The following is a 20,273-nucleotide window of genomic DNA, read 5'->3' as shown; positions in this document are numbered from 1 at the left end:
AAAGACTTTCAATCTTGATTTACCAATTATAAAAACGACTTAATTATAATTAAAAATCGAATGCCACGCCAACACCTAAAAACTGTTTCCATTGCACTTTAGCTCCAGCTTCATCAAACTCTCCTTCTACATCGGAAGGCACTAACGTTTTTACATCGTCGTCGTAACGTAAATGTGTTCCAAAATTAGCTCGAACAAAACTATTTACTTTAAAATCGAAATCCAATCTCCAATCAACATCTACATTTCCGAAGTTATTAATATAGTCTGAATACAAACTAATTTGATTTTTTACATTAATGTTTTTAACTAATTTTCTCTCGTAAGTATTCGTTAATAACACACCAACCTCACGTCGAAATTGTTCTCCAGGAACTACCACATTACCTTGATCATCAAATTCTGCACCTGTCACACCAAACGCTCCAGCATTTGCCAACCTCTCATCTAGCACAAAAGTGGCTTTTAAAGTTAAGGGTGAAAAATACAATAAAAACTTCTTTTTGTTTTTACTATACTCCATTCCACCACCAAAAAACAAGTAACCAGGCGCCATAAATTTAGAAATAGGATCCCCTTCATTCTCCCCGGCATACCCGTTTGTTAATTGGGTTCTAAAATTAAGTCGAGCCATATAGTACCACTCTGAAGCTTGATCTGGTTTATACCCTAAATTTGAATTGATTTCAAATATGTCATCTGTTTTCCGAATTTCCTTTTGTTGTTGCTTATTGATTCCGTAACGTATATGCGCATCGTTATTCCAAACATAATAACTATCGGTGTAGTTTAGAACACTCTTAAAATCGAGCAGACCAGAAATAGAATTGGTTCCCCCTTCACTCCAGTTAACAAAAACAGCTTCATTAATATCTAAGGCTACCTTATTTTTCTGTACCCATTCCGGTCCTTTATAATCATCTTTATCTTCTTCAATGTACAACCAATCGGGTTGTGCTGATAAAACATTAAACATTAATAAAGTAATCAATAAGACAGAAGTTCTCATGAAAGGCTAAAATTTAATTATACAAGTCCTGTTTTCATCAACAACTATTCCATATTTAGTGCTTCCAAAAAAAAGAATCAATAGGTAAACTCACCAAATTCCGATTTTATTGTAAGCTTCTTATTAGGAGAAGCTTCAACACGGCCAATTACTTTAGCATCAACATTAAAGGACTTTGAAATTTCAATAATCGAATCCGCTACTTCTGGAGTTACATATAATTCCATACGATGACCACAATTAAAAACCTGATACATTTCTTTCCAATCGGTTTTTGATTGCTCTTGAATTAGTTTGAACAATGGTGGAATTGGAAACATATTATCTTTTATAATATGAAATTCATCTACAAAGTGAAGTATTTTAGTTTGTGCGCCCCCTGAGCAATGCACCATACCATGAATGGCATCGCTATTATATTCAGAAAGAATCTTTTTAATAATTGGCGCATAAGTACGTGTTGGAGACAAAACGAGTTTCCCTGCATCTATCGGCGCGTTTTCAACAGCATCAGTTAATTTTACACCACCCGAATACACTAAATCTTCTGGTACTGAAGCATCAAAACTTTCAGGATATTTTTCAGCTAAATATTTATGAAATACATCATGACGTGCAGAAGTTAATCCGTTACTCCCCATACCGCCATTATATTCCTTCTCGTAAGTCGCTTGTCCGAAACTTTCTAGTCCAACAATAACATCACCAGCTTTAATATTCGCATTATCAATCACGTCACTACGTTTCATACGCGCGGTAACTGTTGAATCAACAATAATGGTTCGCACTAAATCACCAACATCGGCGGTTTCCCCTCCAGTAGAATGAATAGTCACTCCAAAAGATTTTAAATCTTCTAACAGTTCTTCAGTACCGTTAATAATTGCTGAAAGCACTTCTCCTGGAATTAAATTTTTATTCCTTCCAATGGTTGAAGACAACATAATATCATCAGTAGCTCCGATACACAATAAATCATCGATATTCATGATTAAGGCATCTTGAGCAATACCCTTCCAAACTGAAATATCGCCAGTTTCTTTCCAATACATATAAGCCAATGATGATTTTGTTCCTGCTCCATCGGCATGCATAACCAAACAATAATCTTCATCGTTTGTTAAATAATCTGGAACTACCTTACAAAATGCCTTCGGAAATAATCCTTTATCAATGTTCTTAATAGCATTATGTACATCTTCTTTTGACGCAGAAACACCACGTTGTGCGTATCGTTTTGAAACCTCTTGACTCATAATATAAAATTGTGTTGCAAATTTACTTCTTTGAATTAAAAAATCCCGCTTTTTACAGCAGGATTTCATAAGTTTTACTCTCTATCTCGTAAATAATAGTTCTCTGTATTTTGTTAATGGCCAAATTTCATCATCAACGAGAAGTTCCAATTTGTCACAATGGTAACGAATGGCATCAAAGAAAGGCATCACCTTTTTACTGTATGCTTCTGCTCTTTTATCCATTTCAATTAATTTGTTTGCACTTCTTCGTTCGTCAATCATTTTAGTAACGTTTGAATTGATACCTTCAATGTGACTAGAAATTTCTTCAATTAAGGTTATTTGCTCCTTAGCGACATTTTTAAAGTTTTTATCAAAGATTTCTTTTAAACCTTTTACGTTTTCTATCAGAACATTTTGATACTTCACCGCTGTAGGCACAATATTATTTCTTGCAATATCTGCCAAGACACGGCTTTCAATTTGATTATGCATCACATAAGCTTCAATTTCTATTTCATAACGGGCCTTAGTTTCAATAGCGCTCATCACATTCATTTCCTTAAACAAGGCTACTGTTTCCTTTGAGATACTTGCTTTTAAAGCTTCTGGTGTTGATTTACTATTACTTAAACCACGTTTTTTAGCCTCAGCTTCCCAGGCCTCACCGTAGCTATTCCCTTCGAATAAAATATCTTTAGTTGACTTGATATATTCACGCAATACATTAAAAACAGCTTCATCTTTCTTAAGATCCTTCTTGTCAATTAATGCATCAACCTCTTTCTTAAAATCTTTTAATTGCTTGGCTACAATGGTATTTAAAACCGTCATCGGGTTTCCACAGTTAGCCATAGAACCAACAGCTCTAAATTCAAACTTGTTCCCCGTAAAAGCAAATGGAGAAGTTCTGTTTCTATCGGTATTATCTAATAACACATCAGGGATTTTCCCAACCACATTCAGCTTAAGCTCTGTTTTTTCCTGTGGGGACAGCTTCCCTTTTGTCACACCTTCAAGCTCTTCTAAAACCTTTCTCAATTGTTCTCCTATAAAGACAGAAATAATCGCTGGAGGCGCTTCATTAGCACCTAAACGATGATCATTACTTGCAGAAGCAATCACTGCCCGGAGTAAGGCCTCGTGCTTATGAACCGCTTTAATCGTATTAACAAAAAATGTTAAAAACTGTAAACTACTCATTGGTGTTTTTCCTGGCGCGAGTAAGTTCACACCTGTATCGGTAGAAAGAGACCAGTTATTATGTTTTCCAGAGCCATTTACCCCTGCAAAAGGCTTTTCATGAAAAAGTACTTTAAAATTATGTTTAGAGGCAATTCTTCCCATAATATCCATTAATAAGGAATTATGATCTACAGCTAAATTTGCTTCTTCGAAAATGGGAGCGACTTCAAATTGATTTGGAGCTACTTCGTTATGCCTTGTTTTCACAGGAATCCCTAAAAGCATACATTCTGTTTCTAGCTCACGCATAAAATTTAATGCACGATTAGGTATCGATCCAAAGTAGTGATCATCTAATTGCTGGCCTTTTGCCGAAGTATGTCCTAGCAATGTTCTTCCTGTTAACATGATATCGGGACGACTAGCTGCCAGAGTTTTATCGATCAAAAAATATTCTTGTTCCCACCCTAATGATGAAGTTACTTTTTTTACATTTTTATCAAAATACTTACAAACGGCTGTAGCCGCAGTATCTACAGCTTGCAAAGCACGTAACAACGGTGTTTTATAATCCAGTGCCTCACCTGTATAGGCTACGAAAATAGTTGGAATACATAAAGTTGTTCCATAAATAAATGCGGGTGAAGTAGGATCCCAAGCCGTATAACCTCTTGCTTCAAAGGTATTACGAATACCGCCGTTTGGAAAACTAGACGCATCAGGTTCTTGCTGAACTAATTGTGATCCCCCAAATTGTTCAATAGCTAAATCATCACCTAAAGTTTCAAAGAAAGCATCGTGTTTTTCAGCAGTTGCCCCCGTTAAAGGTTGAAACCAGTGGGTATAGTGCGTTACTCCTTTCGCTAGTGCCCAATCTTTCATAGAAGACGCTACTTGATCGGCTATATTTCTGTCAATTTTTTTTCCAAACTGCACCGCGTTTTCAACACCTACAAAAGCATCTTTGGTGAGGTATTGGCGCATGGTTTTCATGTTAAATACATTTTTACCAAATATTTCAGATCTTCGCTCAACCTCTTCAATTTTGATAGGTTTATAAGCCAGTGATTCTTTTATAGCATGAAATCTAAGTGTTGACATTTTTTTAAAACTTTGATAATTGAATACTAACACAAAAATAGTTAGCTTTTATTAATAATGTAGTACCTTAATTAAAATTTATTGTTAACACTTTTTCAGTATTTAAATAAATATTTCAACTTTTTTCTAAATATACCTTAAAAAAATAGGGTATAAATAAAAATATAACAGCCTTCCGTTAAAAGACCCCCATTAATTTCAATTAAATACATAAAAATATATATTTGTGATATTAATACTAATATTTCAATTATTATATAATTATTATGGCAAAAATTAAATTAGAATACATTTGGTTAGATGGGTATTTCCCAACTCAAAATATGAGAAGTAAGACCAAAGTTGAAGAGCACGAAAACTTTCAAGGAACTTTAGAAGAAATAGGAAACTGGTCTTTTGACGGTTCTTCTACAAGACAAGCTGAAGGAGGTTCTTCAGATTGTTTACTTGTTCCTGTTGCTATCTACCCAGATCCAGATCGCATAAACGGATGGTTAGTAATGACTGAAGTTATGAATGCAGACGGTACGCCTCACGTTTCTAACGGTAGAGCTACTATTGATGACGAAGATGATGATTTCTGGTTTGGTTTTGAGCAAGAATACTTTATCATGGATTCAGCAACTCAATTACCATTAGGATTCCCTGTTGGTGGTTACCCTGCTCCACAAGGTATGTACTACTGTTCAGTTGGTGGAAAAAACACTCATGGTAGAGATTTAGTTGAAGAGCATGCTGATTTATGTATTGATGCAGGATTAAACTTTGAAGGTATTAACCAAGAGGTTGCTTCTGGACAATGGGAATTCCAATTATTCGCTAAAGGTGCTAAGAAAGCAGGAGATGAAATTTGGATTGCTAGATATTTATTAGACCGTTTAACTGAAAAGTACGGATACTATATTGAGTACCACCCAAAACCACTAGGTAAAGATATGGATTGGAATGGTTCTGGTATGCACGCTAACTTCTCTAACAGTGTATTAAGAACTTGTGGAGATAAAGAAACTTACGCAAAAATTTGTGAAGCTTTCCGTCCAGTTGTTGATGAGCACATCGCAGTTTACGGTGAGTTTAACGACCAACGTTTAACAGGTTTACACGAAACGGCTGCTATTACAGATTTCTCTTGGGGAGTTTCAGATAGAGGTGCTTCAATCCGTATTCCATTAATCGCTGTAGAAAAAGGATATAAAGGATGGTTAGAAGATAGAAGACCAGCTTCTAACGGTGATCCTTACAAAATTGCTGCAAGAATTATCAAAACTGTAAAATCAGCTAAGATTTAATTCAAACAACAACATTGTTTTGTTCATAATAAAAGGCTAACATGATATCATGTTAGCCTTTTATTTTTGACTTAATTTAATATTAAGTAAGCTATTTATTCGTAAATATTAAAAACATAAACACGCCGTAGGCTGCGACTAAAACAAGACCCTTTATTCTATTTATTTTAAGTTTTTTAGGCAAGAAAATGAGCGGAACTAATACAGCAGCAAAACCAAGCATCCATAAAATGTCGTTTGTAAGAATTTCTGGAGCAGTTACCGGAATAGGTTTCACCAGTGCTGTTAATCCTAAAACTGAGCCAATATTAAATATATTAGAACCTATTAAATTCCCTAATGAAATGGCTTTTTCTTGTTTAGCGGCCGCAATAACCGAAGCAGCCAATTCAGGCACACTAGTACCAATGGCAATCAAAGAAACACCTATTACAGCCTCACTAACCCCCATGGCAAGTGCTATTTCTTTTGATCCTTCAACAAGCCATTCACTTCCAAAATAAAGGGCTGCTGCTCCTATCAATAACCAAATAATAATTTTAAAATTTGAAACCACTGCTAGAGTCTCATCCACTTCATCGGAAACTACATCTTTTCTAGCACTCCTCACTAAAACCACAAGAAATAAAATAAGTCCTGCAAACAATACACCACCTTCCAACATGGATAACACCATATCATTACTTAAAAAATAATATAAGGCTATCGAAAAGACCATCATGACAGGCCAGTTAAGCTTATAGAAGGAACGATCTACATCAATAGCGCTTACCAAAGCTGTAATTCCTAACACCAATCCGATATTAGCAATATTAGATCCAATCACGTTATTAATGGCGATAGCTGGTGACCCAGAAAAGGCCGCTTGAACACTTACTAGCAATTCTGGAGCGGAAGTTGCAAAAGACACCACCGTCATACCAATAACCATTTTAGAGATGTTAAATTTAAAAGAAAGTGCTACTGATGAACGCACTAAAAACTCGCCACCAATCACTAACAAAATAAAACCTAAAATCACCAATACAATACTCATATAATATTTTTTATTGCGAAGATAATATAATACCGATTATCATCTAAAAGTATGTGTAATTCATTTAGAAACTATTAGAGTCGCTTTTGTTTTAGTATTTTTGAAATATGAAGAAGCAATTTTTTAAATTTTTAGCGAAAGTAAACAAGGCTGTTCTTCCTAGTTATTCTAAAAAACAGTTAGATATTTCAAAAGCCAATAAGATACAGCTTGCTATTATAGGTTGGCGTTGGTATGTTACCAAAAGAGCGCTTGACTAATTAAATCGTTTTAGCCTCTTCCCAAAACACATCCATTTCGGCAAGAGTCATTTCCTTTAAAGGTTTATTTAAACTTTTTGCCTTTTCTTCAAGATATTGAAAACGTTTCTGAAACTTTTTATTGGTGCGCTCTAAAGCATTTTCGGGGTTAATATTTACAAATCTTGCATAATTTATCATAGAAAAAAGGACATCACCAAATTCACTTTCCATTGCGTCTTGATCGCCTTTTTCAACTTCATCCTTAAATTCACCAAGCTCCTCTTCTACTTTCTCCCAAACCTGGTTTGGTTCTTCCCAATCAAATCCTACTCCAGCCACTTTCTCCTGAATTCTATTCGCTTTTACAAGCGCAGGCAAACTTTTAGGCACGCCTTCTAAAACACTTTTTTTACCTTCTTTAAGTTTTAAATTCTCCCAATTTCTTTTGACGTCGGCTTCATTTTCAACTTTAACATCACCATAAATATGAGGATGTCTGTGAATTAATTTTTCACAAATCTCATGACACACATCAGCGATATCAAAATCATTGGTTTCACTACCAATTTTAGAATAAAAAACAATATGTAAAAGCACATCACCAAGCTCCTTCTTTACTTCTTCTAAATCACCATCCAAAATTGCATCACCGAGTTCGTAGGTTTCTTCAATAGTTAAATGCCTTAAAGTTTCCATGGTTTGTTTTTTATCCCACGGACATTGTTCACGAAGTTCATCCATAATGGTTAATAAACGGTCGAAGGCTTTAAGCTGATTCTCTCTAGAATTCATAGGTCTTGATTTTTGGTAAAAATACAATTATAAATTATTTATGACGGATGCCTTCAAAGAAAAGAGCCCGACACGAGGTCGATTATAACCGAACCATATAAATCATTTAATAAAAAAAGTCGTCTAAATAAGACGACTTTTTTTATTATAAGTTAAAACAAATTTATCTTGATGCTGTTCCTGTTGGAAAATTTAAGTTTTGTGACATCGAATAGGTAACATGATCCATGGCATCGCTAGGAATATTACCAACCAATGGTTTTAAAAGAAAAGGTGCAGGACTATTATCCGGGTAAGGTTCTATCGAAATTACAGCAACACCCCCTGCCAAATCAAGAGGAAAACTAACACCTGTTGGTGCATTCATTAAAAAGTCTTCACCTGGAAAAGGAGGGCCTGACATGGTTCCACTGAAGCCGTCAAAATCATCTGCCTCATCAACCATTGTAAAAGTTCCAGTAGTTAATGGTTGTCCTTGAACACCCCAACCTTCATACTTCCATCCTTCTGGCAACGTTGGTAAATTTAAACCTACACTTGGACTCCCGGATGCTAAGTTTAAAAACCAGATACCGCTATTTTCATCATTATTGGAGCCATTAGTAGGTGTCGCCAAGATATATTCACCTGCAGCAGTTTCAAAATTATTTCCCAAAGCAGCAGCGTGTGAAATAGACAATGCTCCGGTATCTCCTGAAAAATCACCGGCTAACAGTTTTGTTTTACTCGGTGCTGGATCATCTCCAACAGCAGGTTCTATAGTTAAAATAAATGCTGTTGCAGAAGATAAATCTTCGCTCATCATTGGAAAACTAGATTGCGATAATTCTCCACTATCATTCACCGTAAACCGTCCTGTAGTTAACGGGCTACCATCGACCATAATCCAACCTTCATAAACATAATCGGTTCCTAAATTTTCTAAACCACTTATATTTAAATCTAAATTGGTTGTACTTGGTGAATCATCATCATTGCTTGAGCAATAAGTTAAACTTAATGCTAAACCAAACAATGCTAAAAGTTTTAAGTTCTTATTCATAATGTGTTTATTTTTAGTTCTTATCAAAAATAAAATCTAAAAAGAACTTAAAATGTCAGCTAGCTTACAAAACCCTTAAAACTTACATATCCTTGTATGAAAAAAGATAATTTAGCTCGTTTTTTTCAAAACTAATATTTCATTTCTATTAAATTCTATGAGGTTTTCATCACGAAGTTCGTTCATAATAGTATTAATAGTCGGTCTTGAAGTCCCTATTAAACTAGCCATATCTTTTTGAGTATAGGGGTGGCTAATTTTCACCGTGCCTGTTTTTTCACAACAAACACCGTATTCATCACATAGCTCCTGAAGAAACTCCATTAATCTAGTACGAACATCTTTAAATAACAAGAGCTGAAGTCGGCGCTCTAATTTTCTTATCCGGAAGTTTATGAGTTTATATATTTTTAGGGAAAAGGTTTTATTGTCTCGCATTAAATCATGTAAAACAGAAACTTTCATGGAGCAAACTACAGTATCCTTTAACAGAGCTTGAGCAAATTCATTGCGTTCTTCTTCTCCTAAAATGGCTTTTTCGCCAAAAACATCCCCTTTTCTTAGTACCGCTTTTACAACCTCATCTCCTTCCGCAGTATAATACCCTATTTTAACCTTACCTTTTTCTATTAGAAACATTTTACACGAATGATCCTTTTCAAAATATATATAATCTCTAGGTTGAAAAACATCAAAATTATGACATGCTTTGTAAGACTTAAATTTATGCGGACATAATATTTTAAAAACGTTAACGTCATCCAAATACCAAAGATGCTCCATAAAAAATTTGTTTATTCTAATTCTGAATTACATCATCGTAATTTCAAAACAGATTTGTTTTAGTTTGAATATTTTGACGACAAAAACAGTTTTTACTTACAAAAAAAAGTCACCTTTATTGGTGACTTTTTTATAATATTAGTTTTCTACTAAAGTAGAATTCGTTTATTTATATGATTTAAACTATTATGCGTTTTGCTTTTTAATCAAATTAAGAGCGGAACCTTCCTTATACCATTCTATTTGAGCATCGTTATAAGAATGATTTAAAGTAATCACATCTTTAGACCCATTGGTGTGAACGATTTCAAGCGTTAAAGGTTTGTCGGGAGCGAACTCATTTAAATCTAAAAAGTTGAACGTATCATCTTCTTGTATTAAATCGTAATCGGATTCATTAGCAAATGTTAAACCTAACATCCCTTGTTTTTTCAAGTTGGTTTCGTGAATACGGGCAAAGGATTTAACGATAACCGCAGCCACACCTAAATGTCTTGGTTCCATAGCGGCATGCTCACGAGATGAGCCTTCACCATAATTGTGATCACCAACCACAATAGATTTTATTCCTGCAGCCTTGTAAGCTCTTGCCGTATCCGGTACACCCCCATAATCACCAGTTAATTGATTTTTAACGAAGTTGGTTTTATCGTTATAAGCATTCACAGCGCCAATTAAACAGTTATTAGAAATATTATCTAGATGTCCGCGGAAACGTAACCAAGGCCCTGCCATAGAAATATGATCGGTAGTACATTTACCAAAGGCTTTAATTAATAATTTAGCACCTGTGATGCTATCTCCTAGAGGTTCGAACGGTGTTAACAATTGTAATCTTTCAGAGTCTTCTTTTACGATAACTTCTACATGACTACCATCGGCCTCGGGCTCTAAATACCCATTATTTTCTACCGCAAACCCTTTTGGAGGTAATTCCCACCCTGTAGGTTCATCGAACATAACTTCTTCTCCATTTTCGTTAATTAACTTATCAGTAATCGGATTAAAATCCAATCGTCCTGCTATCGCAATAGCAGCCGTTATTTCTGGTGAGGCTACAAAAGCGTGCGTATTTGGATTTCCATCGGCGCGTTTCGCAAAATTTCTATTGAAAGAATGTACAATACTATTTTTAGGCGCGTTTTTAGGATCGCTATACCTTGCCCATTGCCCGATACACGGTCCGCAAGCGTTTGTAAATATTTTAGCGTCTAAGTTCTCAAAAATTTGAAGAATTCCATCACGTTCAGCAGTATAGCGCACTTGCTCAGACCCCGGGTTAATACCCAAATCTGCTTTAATTTTCAACCCTTTATCTAAGGCCTGTTGTGCAATTGAAGAAGCTCTTGACAAATCCTCATAAGATGAATTCGTACATGAACCAATTAAGCCCCACTCTACCTTTATAGGCCAATCGTTTGATTTAGCTTTTTCAGTCATCGAAGCACCAACCTCAGTAGATAAATCTGGTGTAAAGGGTCCATTTAATAAAGGACCTAATTCTGATAAATTTATTTCAATAACTTCGTCAAAAAACTGCTCTGGATTATTATAAACTTCAGGGTCACCTGTTAAGTGTTCTTTAATTTCATTGGCAGAATCAGCAATATCGGCACGGTCTGTGGCACGTAAATAACGTTCCATGGACTCGTCGTAACCAAAAGTAGATGTGGTTGCACCAATTTCTGCTCCCATATTACAAATGGTTCCTTTTCCGGTACAAGACATAGCCGTTGCACCTGGACCGAAATACTCAACTATAGCTCCTGTTCCACCTTTTACAGTAAGAATTTCAGCCACTTTTAAAATCACATCTTTTGGCGCTGTCCAACCCGATAATTTACCAGTTAATTTCACACCTATCAATTTAGGGAATTTCAATTCCCAAGCCATATCGGCCATAACATCAACAGCATCAGCACCACCAACACCTATAGCTACCATACCTAGACCTCCAGCATTTACTGTATGCGAATCGGTACCGATCATCATACCTCCTGGAAAGGCATAATTTTCTAACACCACTTGGTGGATAATTCCAGCACCTGGTTTCCAAAAACCAATACCATATTTATTAGAAACTGATTCCAAAAAATTAAAAACTTCACTACTTACCGTATTGGCATGTTTTAAATCCTTCGCAGCACCCTCTTTGGCCTGAATTAAGTGATCACAATGCACCGTTGTTGGCACGGCAACTTTTGCTTTTCCTGCTTGCATAAATTGTAATAAAGCCATCTGAGCTGTTGCATCTTGACAGGCGATTCTATCTGGAGCAAAATCCACATAATCTTTCCCTCTAATGAAAGCCTTGGTTGGATTACCTTCCCACAGGTGGGTGTATAAAATCTTTTCTGAAAGCGTTAAGGGTTTACCAACAATTTCGCGAGCTTTATTTACGCGTTCTGCCATATTCTTGTAAACACCCTTGATCATGTCTATATCAAATGCCATATAATATATTTTAAGTTTGATTTATTAAATATTACAATATACGAAATAAAGCAGGATATTTAAAGTTCTTCTTTTGCTTTATCAAAGGCATTTTGAACGGTATCACTTAACTGTTGGAGGCTCTTTATTTTACGATGATTCTTTTGGCAATACTATTTCCTTTATCATCTAAAGCAGTAACCGTGTGATAACCTGAAGTTAAATGGATGGCTAATTCATTAAAATTTTGTGTCACCTTTAAAAACTGGTCATCCAAATACCAGTAAATTTGAGCTTCCGGGTTAGTATGGGCTATTTTAAAAATAATTTTATTTCTTTCTCCAGAAATGCCCTTAGGTACGATTATAGTGTTTGTGTTTAATGGTTCTGTAAACGCCATCACCGGGGTTTCATCTCCTTCGCAACCCGCTTTTAAAGGTGGTAAATATTTATAATCGGCATGATTAGTTTTATAATACCAAGCCATTAATGGAGGTAGTACAAATTGTGAGGTTTTAACCATATCATCTAATCTTTCACATGAAGCATTGACTCTGTAGGTCCGATCTTTGTTTAAATAAACCAGCTTATGATACATGCACAAGCCGCTATCCATTCCCTTTAAGGGGATTTGTTTAATCGTATACGGACAAATATCGGAGGCTAGCTGACCGCTTTTATCACAAACTTTGGCTTCTACCAAATCGTCTATAGGTTTTAAAAACCATGCTGATTTTGGCAAAGCATCAAACACATCAAACATTACTGGAGCTGCTGTAGCGACACCCGTCATCCCTGACCTACCTTCACCATCTGCATTTCCAACCCATACTCCAACGACATAATTCGATGTCACACCCACACTCCAAGCATCGCGATTACCAAAACTGGTACCTGTTTTCCATGCGATTTCTTGTGCAGATTCAAAATAGCGCCATGAATTATCAGCACTAGGTCTATTTAGTTCCTTCATCGCTTCAAAACCGAAATAAATACTGCCAGCGTTAAACACATCTTTGTCAAAATTTAATGCTCCTAAATTCGGTTGAAAATCACTGGAAAAACCAGCTTTTTGAAATTCATTGGTGTAATACTGACTCGAATTTTCATTAAAATGATTTAATGTTCCTGCCAAGTTGCAATAGGCATTACATATATCCCACAAACTTGATTCGCTACCTCCAAGAATTACTGACAACCCATAATGATCTGCCCCTTTATTTATATGGGACAACTCTAATTTTTGTAATACATCATAAAATCTCGTTAAGCCAAAATCTTGTAACATCCTTACTGCAGGTATATTTAGCGATCTTGCAAGCGCTTCTTTAGCTGAAACAGCCCCTAAATAATTAAGACTGAAATTTTCTGGCTTATAGTTCCCTATCGTTGTAGGGACATCCGCTAACAATGTTTCAGGTAATAACTCACCTGCATCTAACATAGCCATGTACAAAAAAGGTTTTAAAACACTTCCTGTACTTCTTGGTGCGATAATAATATCAACATCTTTTTGGTGCTGTTTTTTGGTATTGGTATTTCCTATATAGCTAAGCACCTTTTTACTTTTCACATCCAAAACCAACACTGCCATATTATGAATGCCGTTTTGGGCATGTTCCTTATGATGTCTATTAACAATCTGAAGCGCTAATTCTTGAAAATGCGTATTAATAGTACTTATAACACGTTCTCCTTTTTGGGTCATTGCTATTTTTTGCAAAAGATGCGGAGCTATTTGTGGCAACTTTTGAGGCTTAGTAGGAACCGGTTCTTCTGTGGATAATTCATAGGTGGTTTGATCAATGACTCCGGTGTCAAATAATTTCTTTAATAATGCATTTCTTTTATTAATAAGTTGTTTAGAATTTTTTCCAGGATAAAGTAAACTTGGTGCATTGGGTAATATAGCCAGTAACGCACACTGCCCCCAAGATAATTTATGAGGAGATGTTTTAAAATAGCGCCACGATGCTGCTTCTAGGCCAACCACATTTCCGCCATATGGAGCGTTTGAAACGTAGGTATTTAATATGGTTTCTTTTGAATCTCTTAGCTCTAACCGGGTGGCCAGGATGATTTCTATAACTTTTTCAAAATAAGATCTGGATTGATTTTTTCGTGACAATCGGATAACCTGCTGTGTTATCGTACTACCTCCTCTAACAATTTTGCCAGCCTTTAGGTTTGCCTGAAAAGCCTTAACCATAGACACAGGATTAAAACCAGGATGCTTATAAAAATAGGCATCTTCAAACGTTGTGATACATTGTTTAAATTTATTAGGTACCGAATCTAACTTCGGAAAACGCCATTGCCCATCATTGGCTATTAATGCCCCTAGCAACTCCCCGTCACGACTTTCTAAAATTGTAGAGGTTGGACTTTCAAATAATTTATTTGGTAAACAAAAGGCATATCCTAAAAGCACCACTAGTAATACCAGTACTTTAAATTTATTCTTAATCAAAAAATATTTGATACGCCTTAACATTCTTTATTTCGTAACTTCAACCCATTGCCCTTCTGCACGGGTAAAATAATTTTGATCGTACATGGCCTCTGCCTGTAACCCTGGTAAATAATAACTCCCCAAATACGATGCATTTAATAACACTTTAAACCTTTTTGTTTGATTCGGATTTAAGTCGAAATAAAAATTAACCCGATCATCTCTAATATCTTCATGGGTAATTTGAGAATTTAAACTTGCTCCCGTATTAAATCGCGTATTAATAATTTCCCATCCTGAAGGAAAAAGAGCTTTTAACGCCACGTTATCTATTTTAGCTGAAGTTAGATTCGTTAATGTAATATGGGCTACAAAGTTTGTTCCTTGACTGATACTAGAAACATCTATATGATTTCCTGATTTATCTGTAAAAGTTATTTCTGAAGTCAAGTTATTATGAATAATCTTTTCACTTCCAATAGGTAATATCCCCATATTAGCTAGTCTTACATAAATAACATTATCATTTTTATTTTCAATTTTAAAGGTATTATGTTCCTTATTAACTTTAATGCCCTCAAGTATTAAGGCTTTATCTGCTTTAACAGATTGCATTTTTTGTCCGTTAAAACTGTACGTTAAGTCAATACCCTTATTCCCGACATAATTGGCGTATTTGGACATGGCCAGAAGACAATATGCCGTCGTTTGAGTACTCATATATTGATTGCTAGATAATTCGGTTGCTAAAATATCCGCAATGGTTTTGGCTTTTAAGTGTTCATCTAAAAGCATATACGTTTCTAAAATCATTGCTAAATTTCGCTGTTTAGAGCCATAATTACTTTCACTTACATCCATACTGCCCAAAGCTTGATGAATATCAAAATCTCCAATTAATTCTTTAGCAACGCTATGTTTACCTGATAAAGTATAAGCTGCGGCTAATCGTAATTTCGAAACATCATTTAATGTATTTTGAATGGCCAATTCACGAAACCTATTCATAGAATATTTGTCTGGTTCCTGAGCCAATGCTAGCGTATACAGTCTATAAGCCTGAGCCAATTGATTATCTGACTCACTCCAACGCTTCGCTTCCTTTTCTTGATAATCTATCCATCTTGTTTTGAAATCCAACGGAAGTACATACCCCTTTTTCTCAGCTTCTAAAAAGAAATGCCCAACATAGCTAGTAGCCCAATCATCTGCAAAACTCTGGCCTTGCCAATATGAAAACCCACCAGCGGCCTTTTGGAATTTAGATAACTTATCTATGGCTATTTGAATGTTTGTTTGAGTTTCATCTTTCTTGCCATCCGAAATTTTAAAAATATCATTAATAAATAACTGCGGAAAAGCAGCAGATGTTGTTTGCTCTACACATCCATGAGGATAAGCAATTAAATAGGCTATTCTGCTGGTAAAATCAATAGAAGGAAAAGCAGAAACTTCTAATTGCACCTCATTGGTTCCTGATACACCAAAAGTATTAAATTCGAATGTTTGTGAGCTTTTAGGTTGCATGGTACCAGCTATAGATTCAATCGTTTTTGGATTAGGATTAAAGGCATTTAGCTCTAAACTATAAGATGCTTTTTCTCCTTGTCCACTAACATTCACATCAATTTTCCCAATACCATCCTTAAGCACTTCTACATCAAAATATGCTATTTTTTCATCGGGACCAGAAAAATATATTGTTTTTGTAGACCTCCCAATGACTTTAAATACATGATTAACTTTGATGGATACATTGGCACTTTTAATTTTATTTTCCATAGCAAAAACCGTCACTGGAATTCTAACTTTTTCGCCTGGAACCACCTTCCTTGCCATAGAAGCCAACACCATAAGAGGTTTACGAACTGGCGTAGACTTTTCAGCATGACCATAAGCCTCCTTTTCAGGATTATGAGCCACCACCATCGTTTTAACAGCGCCTATATATTTAGGTATTTTGATTTTATGAGTTTCACTCTTACCGGCATCCAGTTTAAATGGCCCTTGATAAATAACTACAGGCTTAAATCGATTTGCTTTTTTATTCTTACTTGCTTGAAGCATATCATCACCTCCAATACTAAAAACTTGATTAATTTTTCCTCCAAAGGCACCAATAACATCATCATAAATATCCCAGGTTTTCACACCTAATGCTTGCTTTTGATAAAAAGTTTCCCAGGGGTTAGGGGTTTTGAATCGGGTTAAATCTAATAGGCCTTCATCTACGATAGCAATAGAATAGGTCATTGCCTTGCCATTAGCTTCCGCAACTTTGATAGCCACCTCTTTTTCTGGTGCTAAAACATCTGGCATGGAAATTTTTGGTTCTAAACGCGTTTCTGGATTTTCAACATGAATGCCTTTTAATCCAAACGTACGAATAGGCAAATCGTTTTGGGTATTATTATGGTTTTGTAATGCACTGATGTTTATATAAACATTGGGGGTCATATCTTCCGTAATTGGCAACTCAAACTTCGTATCGCCCTTCTTAGACTTTACCCATAATGATGAGATCACGCCCGAGCCATTTTCTATAGTAACTAAAGCCCTTCCAGAACCTGATGAAGGAAAAGTAACAAGAGCCTTCTCTCCCACCTTATACTGTTCTTTGTCGGTTGAAAAAGTAAGCATCGTTGCCGCCGAAGGATCACCTTTTCGTGCCTTTCCTGCCCATCCTGGCCAATCGATGAAAACCATTTTTCCTGTGGAGTGTCCAGACTCATTATTAAAGACATATACTAAATAGCGACCCCATTCAGGATATTTCAACTCAAACTCGAAAGTTGCTTTTCCTTCAGAATTTGTAGAAACCGTAGTTGAAAACGTTTCCTCATGGTTAGAACTTGTATCAAAAGATGATAAGTTATCTTCATCTTCATTCCACCACCAGTTATGGTTCACTTTAAAAATCTTTACTTTTATATCCTTAATAGCTGTTGGTTTTCCATAGCCATCTACAGTTGCCACTTCAAATTTATGTTTTGTATCGGTTAGTAGCATATTTCGAGCGGCACCACCTTTTGGTGTTAAGATTCCAACATAAGAAGTATAAGGCGAACAGTTTGCAGAGAAAGCATCCGTACTAAAATCACCGCCCTCCTCATAAACTTTAGAAACAAATGTGGCTTTTAATAAACCTGGAGCCGTACGACTTATATTAGGATTGAATGAAAACTGCCCCTTCCCTTCACCATCTAATTTACTATTAAAAACCTGCTTATCATTTCCTGAAAACACCTTGGTTGGGTCATCAAATTCATAACTAGGAAAAGCTTTAAAAGTTGTTTTTATTGGGCTAAAAGTAACATTCACATCAGCCTTTAAATTCTTCGCAATAGCGCCATGTAACCACAGTGCCTCAAGGTCTCCTTGAACCTCTTTATTAGTTATTAGTTTATTTAGAATTGAAGTTTTGACTTTTAACCTATTGGGTTTAATAAATTCTATTCTTAGTTTTTTTGTAAATACGGCACCACCAACACTCACTTTAGCCATCCAAGAACCTGTATAGCTATCATCATTAATAGGCACTGTAAATTTGTAAAAGTTGTTTAATCCATTGGTTTTAATCTCTGAAAAATATAAGGCTCCAGAAGGTTCTAAAACTTCTAATTTGACTGGGTGATTTTCGGGTAATTTGTTTTTAATATCATTAAGCATAAAGGATAAATGTAAGGTATCTCCTGGTCGCCAAACCCCACGTTCACCATAGATAAAACCTTTTAAACCTCGTTTTAACTCAGCTCCTGAAACATCAAATTTACTTACAGATAATGCGTTTCCATCATTTAACTTAACATAAGTACTTACTTTGTTTTTTGTAACTACGGCAAAATATGCTTTTGACGTTATAGGAAACACAAGTTTACCATCGGCGTCTGTTTTTTGTTTCCCTATTAATTGTTGCTGATAGTTATAGAATTTAACCTCGGCATCTGAAATAGGGTTGGTTGTAATAATATCACTAACCGCTATAAAGTAATTGTTATCCGCTCCTTGTTTTACAATAACTCCAATATTGGACGCTAATAGATTGGTACTAACTTTTTTATTTCTGTAATAGGAATGTTCGCAAGGATTATCGGATGCTCTCCAACTATATTCATCACTACCTTCATTATAATAGGAGCTATCCCAATTACTCGACTCTGCAGCTTCTTGATCGTAATTAATTACAGTTTCTTCAATTTCACTAGTGTCCTCACCTGCACATTGATAATTAGAATATTTCTTTTTGAAATTAAGTTCCACACGATAAATAGCGCCAGGATCGGGATTGATGATGTTTTTTAAATCTACTGAATAGGATTTCCAATTTGACAAATCGGTTTTATATTTCGCTAAATTAATGGTCTTCTTAGCTATGGGTCTAGCAACACGTAAAAGTTCGGTGCTATCCCTTAAATTATTATTTTGAAGAAATTGCAATACATTATCTTCAAAAATTTTAATAACAGTAACATCAACAGCCTTTAAGTTTACTGCTTCAAAATTAAATTTAAGGTTTTCTGAAGTTGGTAAGATAGTACCATTTTGTAATAGTTTTACATTGGGTTTAATTTCTTCAAAACTAATTTCTTTAGATAAAGACCGCTTAAGTTTATATCCATATTGGTTTATAATACCACTTTTAATGGTTAATGTTTTGGTTTCTTCCAAATGACCTACATAAACACGAACCACATTGTTAATAAATGAAAATGATAAACTTTTTTTGCCTTCAACAGTTATAAAACCACTTATGTTAAAGTCCTTTTTTATGGGATCGGAAAAATTAATTTCTATGTATTTATTCTTTTCATCAAAAACATTGATATCGACAACTTTAAAATTGTTTTTACCTGGAACATTAAAGGTATAATCACCTTCTGTATCAATATCAAAATCACTACCATCCCATTCTATTTCAAGGTAACTATCCTTTTCATAACGCCTGATACTGTCTATTTTAAATTTAAAATAATTGTCCTCTAAACTCTCATTTAGGATTTTTACCGGTAAGGATTTACCTTTAAGTTTAGCCGTTATTAACTTTTCTGCTACTGATTTTGAAATTACATCACTAGATCTTAAAGTGCCATTTAAATACTGCCAATCTCTAGAGTAACTTTCTAAATTATTTGTAACCACTTGAAAATCCTGTTTGATTGTTTTTACGTCAAAAACAAAACTTTCATATTCACTGCTTACGTCTTGAAGCGCTCCCAAATCTAAAGTAAACGTATATCTAGTATCTGATTCAAATTTATTATCAGGAATAAAGGCAATCGTTCTGTTGTTTAGTGCAACAACTTTACCTGAAACCTTCGGAGACACTTTTAAAATACTTTTGTCTAACTCAACTTCAGAAGAAACATCTTTCATCGGATTAATTAAAACCACTTTAATGTCCGATTTAGTAGAAATAATTCCAGTGGATACTTCAAATATATGATCTTTAAACTTTTGAATGTTATTTAAAGTTTCACTTGAATCGTCTTTACATCCAGTAAAAAACAGAATAGCTAACGCTACTACTAAAGAAAAATATTTCATGAAAATATGGTTGAGTTTGGGTTTACTTATTTTAAAAACACGATAATTTATATTGACGGACTTGTTATTTCATTTTAAATTGACCACCATTAAAAACTCATGTATTTTACAAGCCTGCAAAAATAGG

General features: G+C 35.1%; 12 protein-coding genes. 2 read left to right on the top strand and 10 right to left on the bottom strand.

All coding sequences use genetic code 11. The features are described from left to right. Positions 1 to 49 precede the first annotated feature (49 nt). The 3 genes from A6I66_RS04205 to A6I66_RS04195 form a co-directional block, all read right to left on the bottom strand. Positions 50 to 1,009 (bottom strand): DUF3078 domain-containing protein, encoded by a 960-nt coding sequence (locus tag A6I66_RS04205; protein ID WP_067145936.1) that lies wholly within the window; start codon positions 1,007 to 1,009, stop codon positions 50 to 52. Between the two features lie 77 nt (positions 1,010 to 1,086). Then, on the bottom strand, positions 1,087 to 2,265 hold the full coding sequence (locus A6I66_RS04200; protein WP_067145934.1) for an AIR synthase related protein: 1,179 nt from the start codon (positions 2,263 to 2,265) through the stop codon (positions 1,087 to 1,089). An 81-nt stretch (positions 2,266 to 2,346) separates the two neighbouring features. After that, positions 2,347 to 4,533, bottom strand: a complete 2,187-nt coding sequence (locus A6I66_RS04195; protein WP_067145932.1) for a glutamine synthetase III family protein — start codon at positions 4,531 to 4,533, stop codon at positions 2,347 to 2,349. A gap of 266 nt (positions 4,534 to 4,799) precedes the next feature. On the opposite strand from A6I66_RS04195, the gene A6I66_RS04190 reads away from it, so the two are divergent. Beyond that, a complete protein-coding gene (locus A6I66_RS04190; RefSeq protein WP_067145930.1) occupies positions 4,800 to 5,822 on the top strand; it encodes a glutamine synthetase beta-grasp domain-containing protein in 1,023 nt (340 codons plus the stop codon). Between the two features lie 91 nt (positions 5,823 to 5,913). On the opposite strand, the gene A6I66_RS04185 is transcribed toward A6I66_RS04190, so the two are convergent. Further along, positions 5,914 to 6,858, bottom strand: coding sequence for a calcium/sodium antiporter (locus tag A6I66_RS04185; RefSeq protein ID WP_067145928.1), 945 nt, complete (start codon positions 6,856 to 6,858; stop codon positions 5,914 to 5,916). Between the two features lie 107 nt (positions 6,859 to 6,965). On the opposite strand from A6I66_RS04185, the gene A6I66_RS04180 reads away from it, so the two are divergent. Next, positions 6,966 to 7,118 (top strand): SsrA-binding protein, encoded by a 153-nt coding sequence (locus A6I66_RS04180; RefSeq protein WP_067145926.1) that lies wholly within the window; start codon positions 6,966 to 6,968, stop codon positions 7,116 to 7,118. Here A6I66_RS04180 and mazG read toward each other — a convergent pair whose 3' ends face one another. The 6 genes from mazG to A6I66_RS04150 all read right to left on the bottom strand — a co-directional run bounded on the left by mazG (position 7,119) and on the right by A6I66_RS04150 (position 20,146). After that, the gene (gene mazG / locus A6I66_RS04175) at positions 7,119 to 7,892 is read right to left on the bottom strand and encodes a nucleoside triphosphate pyrophosphohydrolase (RefSeq protein ID WP_067145924.1); all 774 of its coding nucleotides are present in this window, start codon (positions 7,890 to 7,892) and stop codon (positions 7,119 to 7,121) included. 163 nt (positions 7,893 to 8,055) lie between these two features. After that, entirely contained in the window at positions 8,056 to 8,934 is an 879-nt protein-coding gene (locus A6I66_RS04170) for an anti-sigma factor (RefSeq protein ID WP_067145922.1), read from the bottom strand. Between the two features lie 111 nt (positions 8,935 to 9,045). Continuing rightward, on the bottom strand, positions 9,046 to 9,717 hold the full coding sequence (locus A6I66_RS04165) for a Crp/Fnr family transcriptional regulator (protein ID WP_067145921.1): 672 nt from the start codon (positions 9,715 to 9,717) through the stop codon (positions 9,046 to 9,048). A gap of 186 nt (positions 9,718 to 9,903) precedes the next feature. Then, entirely contained in the window at positions 9,904 to 12,171 is a 2,268-nt protein-coding gene (locus A6I66_RS04160) for an aconitate hydratase (RefSeq protein ID WP_067145919.1), read from the bottom strand. 124 nt (positions 12,172 to 12,295) lie between these two features. Further along, positions 12,296 to 14,620: a penicillin-binding protein 1C gene (gene pbpC, locus A6I66_RS04155; protein WP_317047662.1), complete on the bottom strand. Its 2,325-nt coding sequence runs from the start codon at positions 14,618 to 14,620 to the stop codon at positions 12,296 to 12,298. Between the two features lie 27 nt (positions 14,621 to 14,647). Beyond that, a complete protein-coding gene (locus A6I66_RS04150; RefSeq protein WP_067145915.1) occupies positions 14,648 to 20,146 on the bottom strand; it encodes an alpha-2-macroglobulin family protein in 5,499 nt (1,832 codons plus the stop codon). Positions 20,147 to 20,273: the final 127 nt, after the last annotated feature.

It is taken from the genome of Pseudotamlana agarivorans, from assembly GCF_001642835.1.
GTDB lineage: Bacteria > Bacteroidota > Bacteroidia > Flavobacteriales > Flavobacteriaceae > Pseudotamlana > Pseudotamlana agarivorans.
Note: the sequence above shows the minus strand (reverse complement) of the source record. Positions and strands in the feature narration are given on the sequence as shown.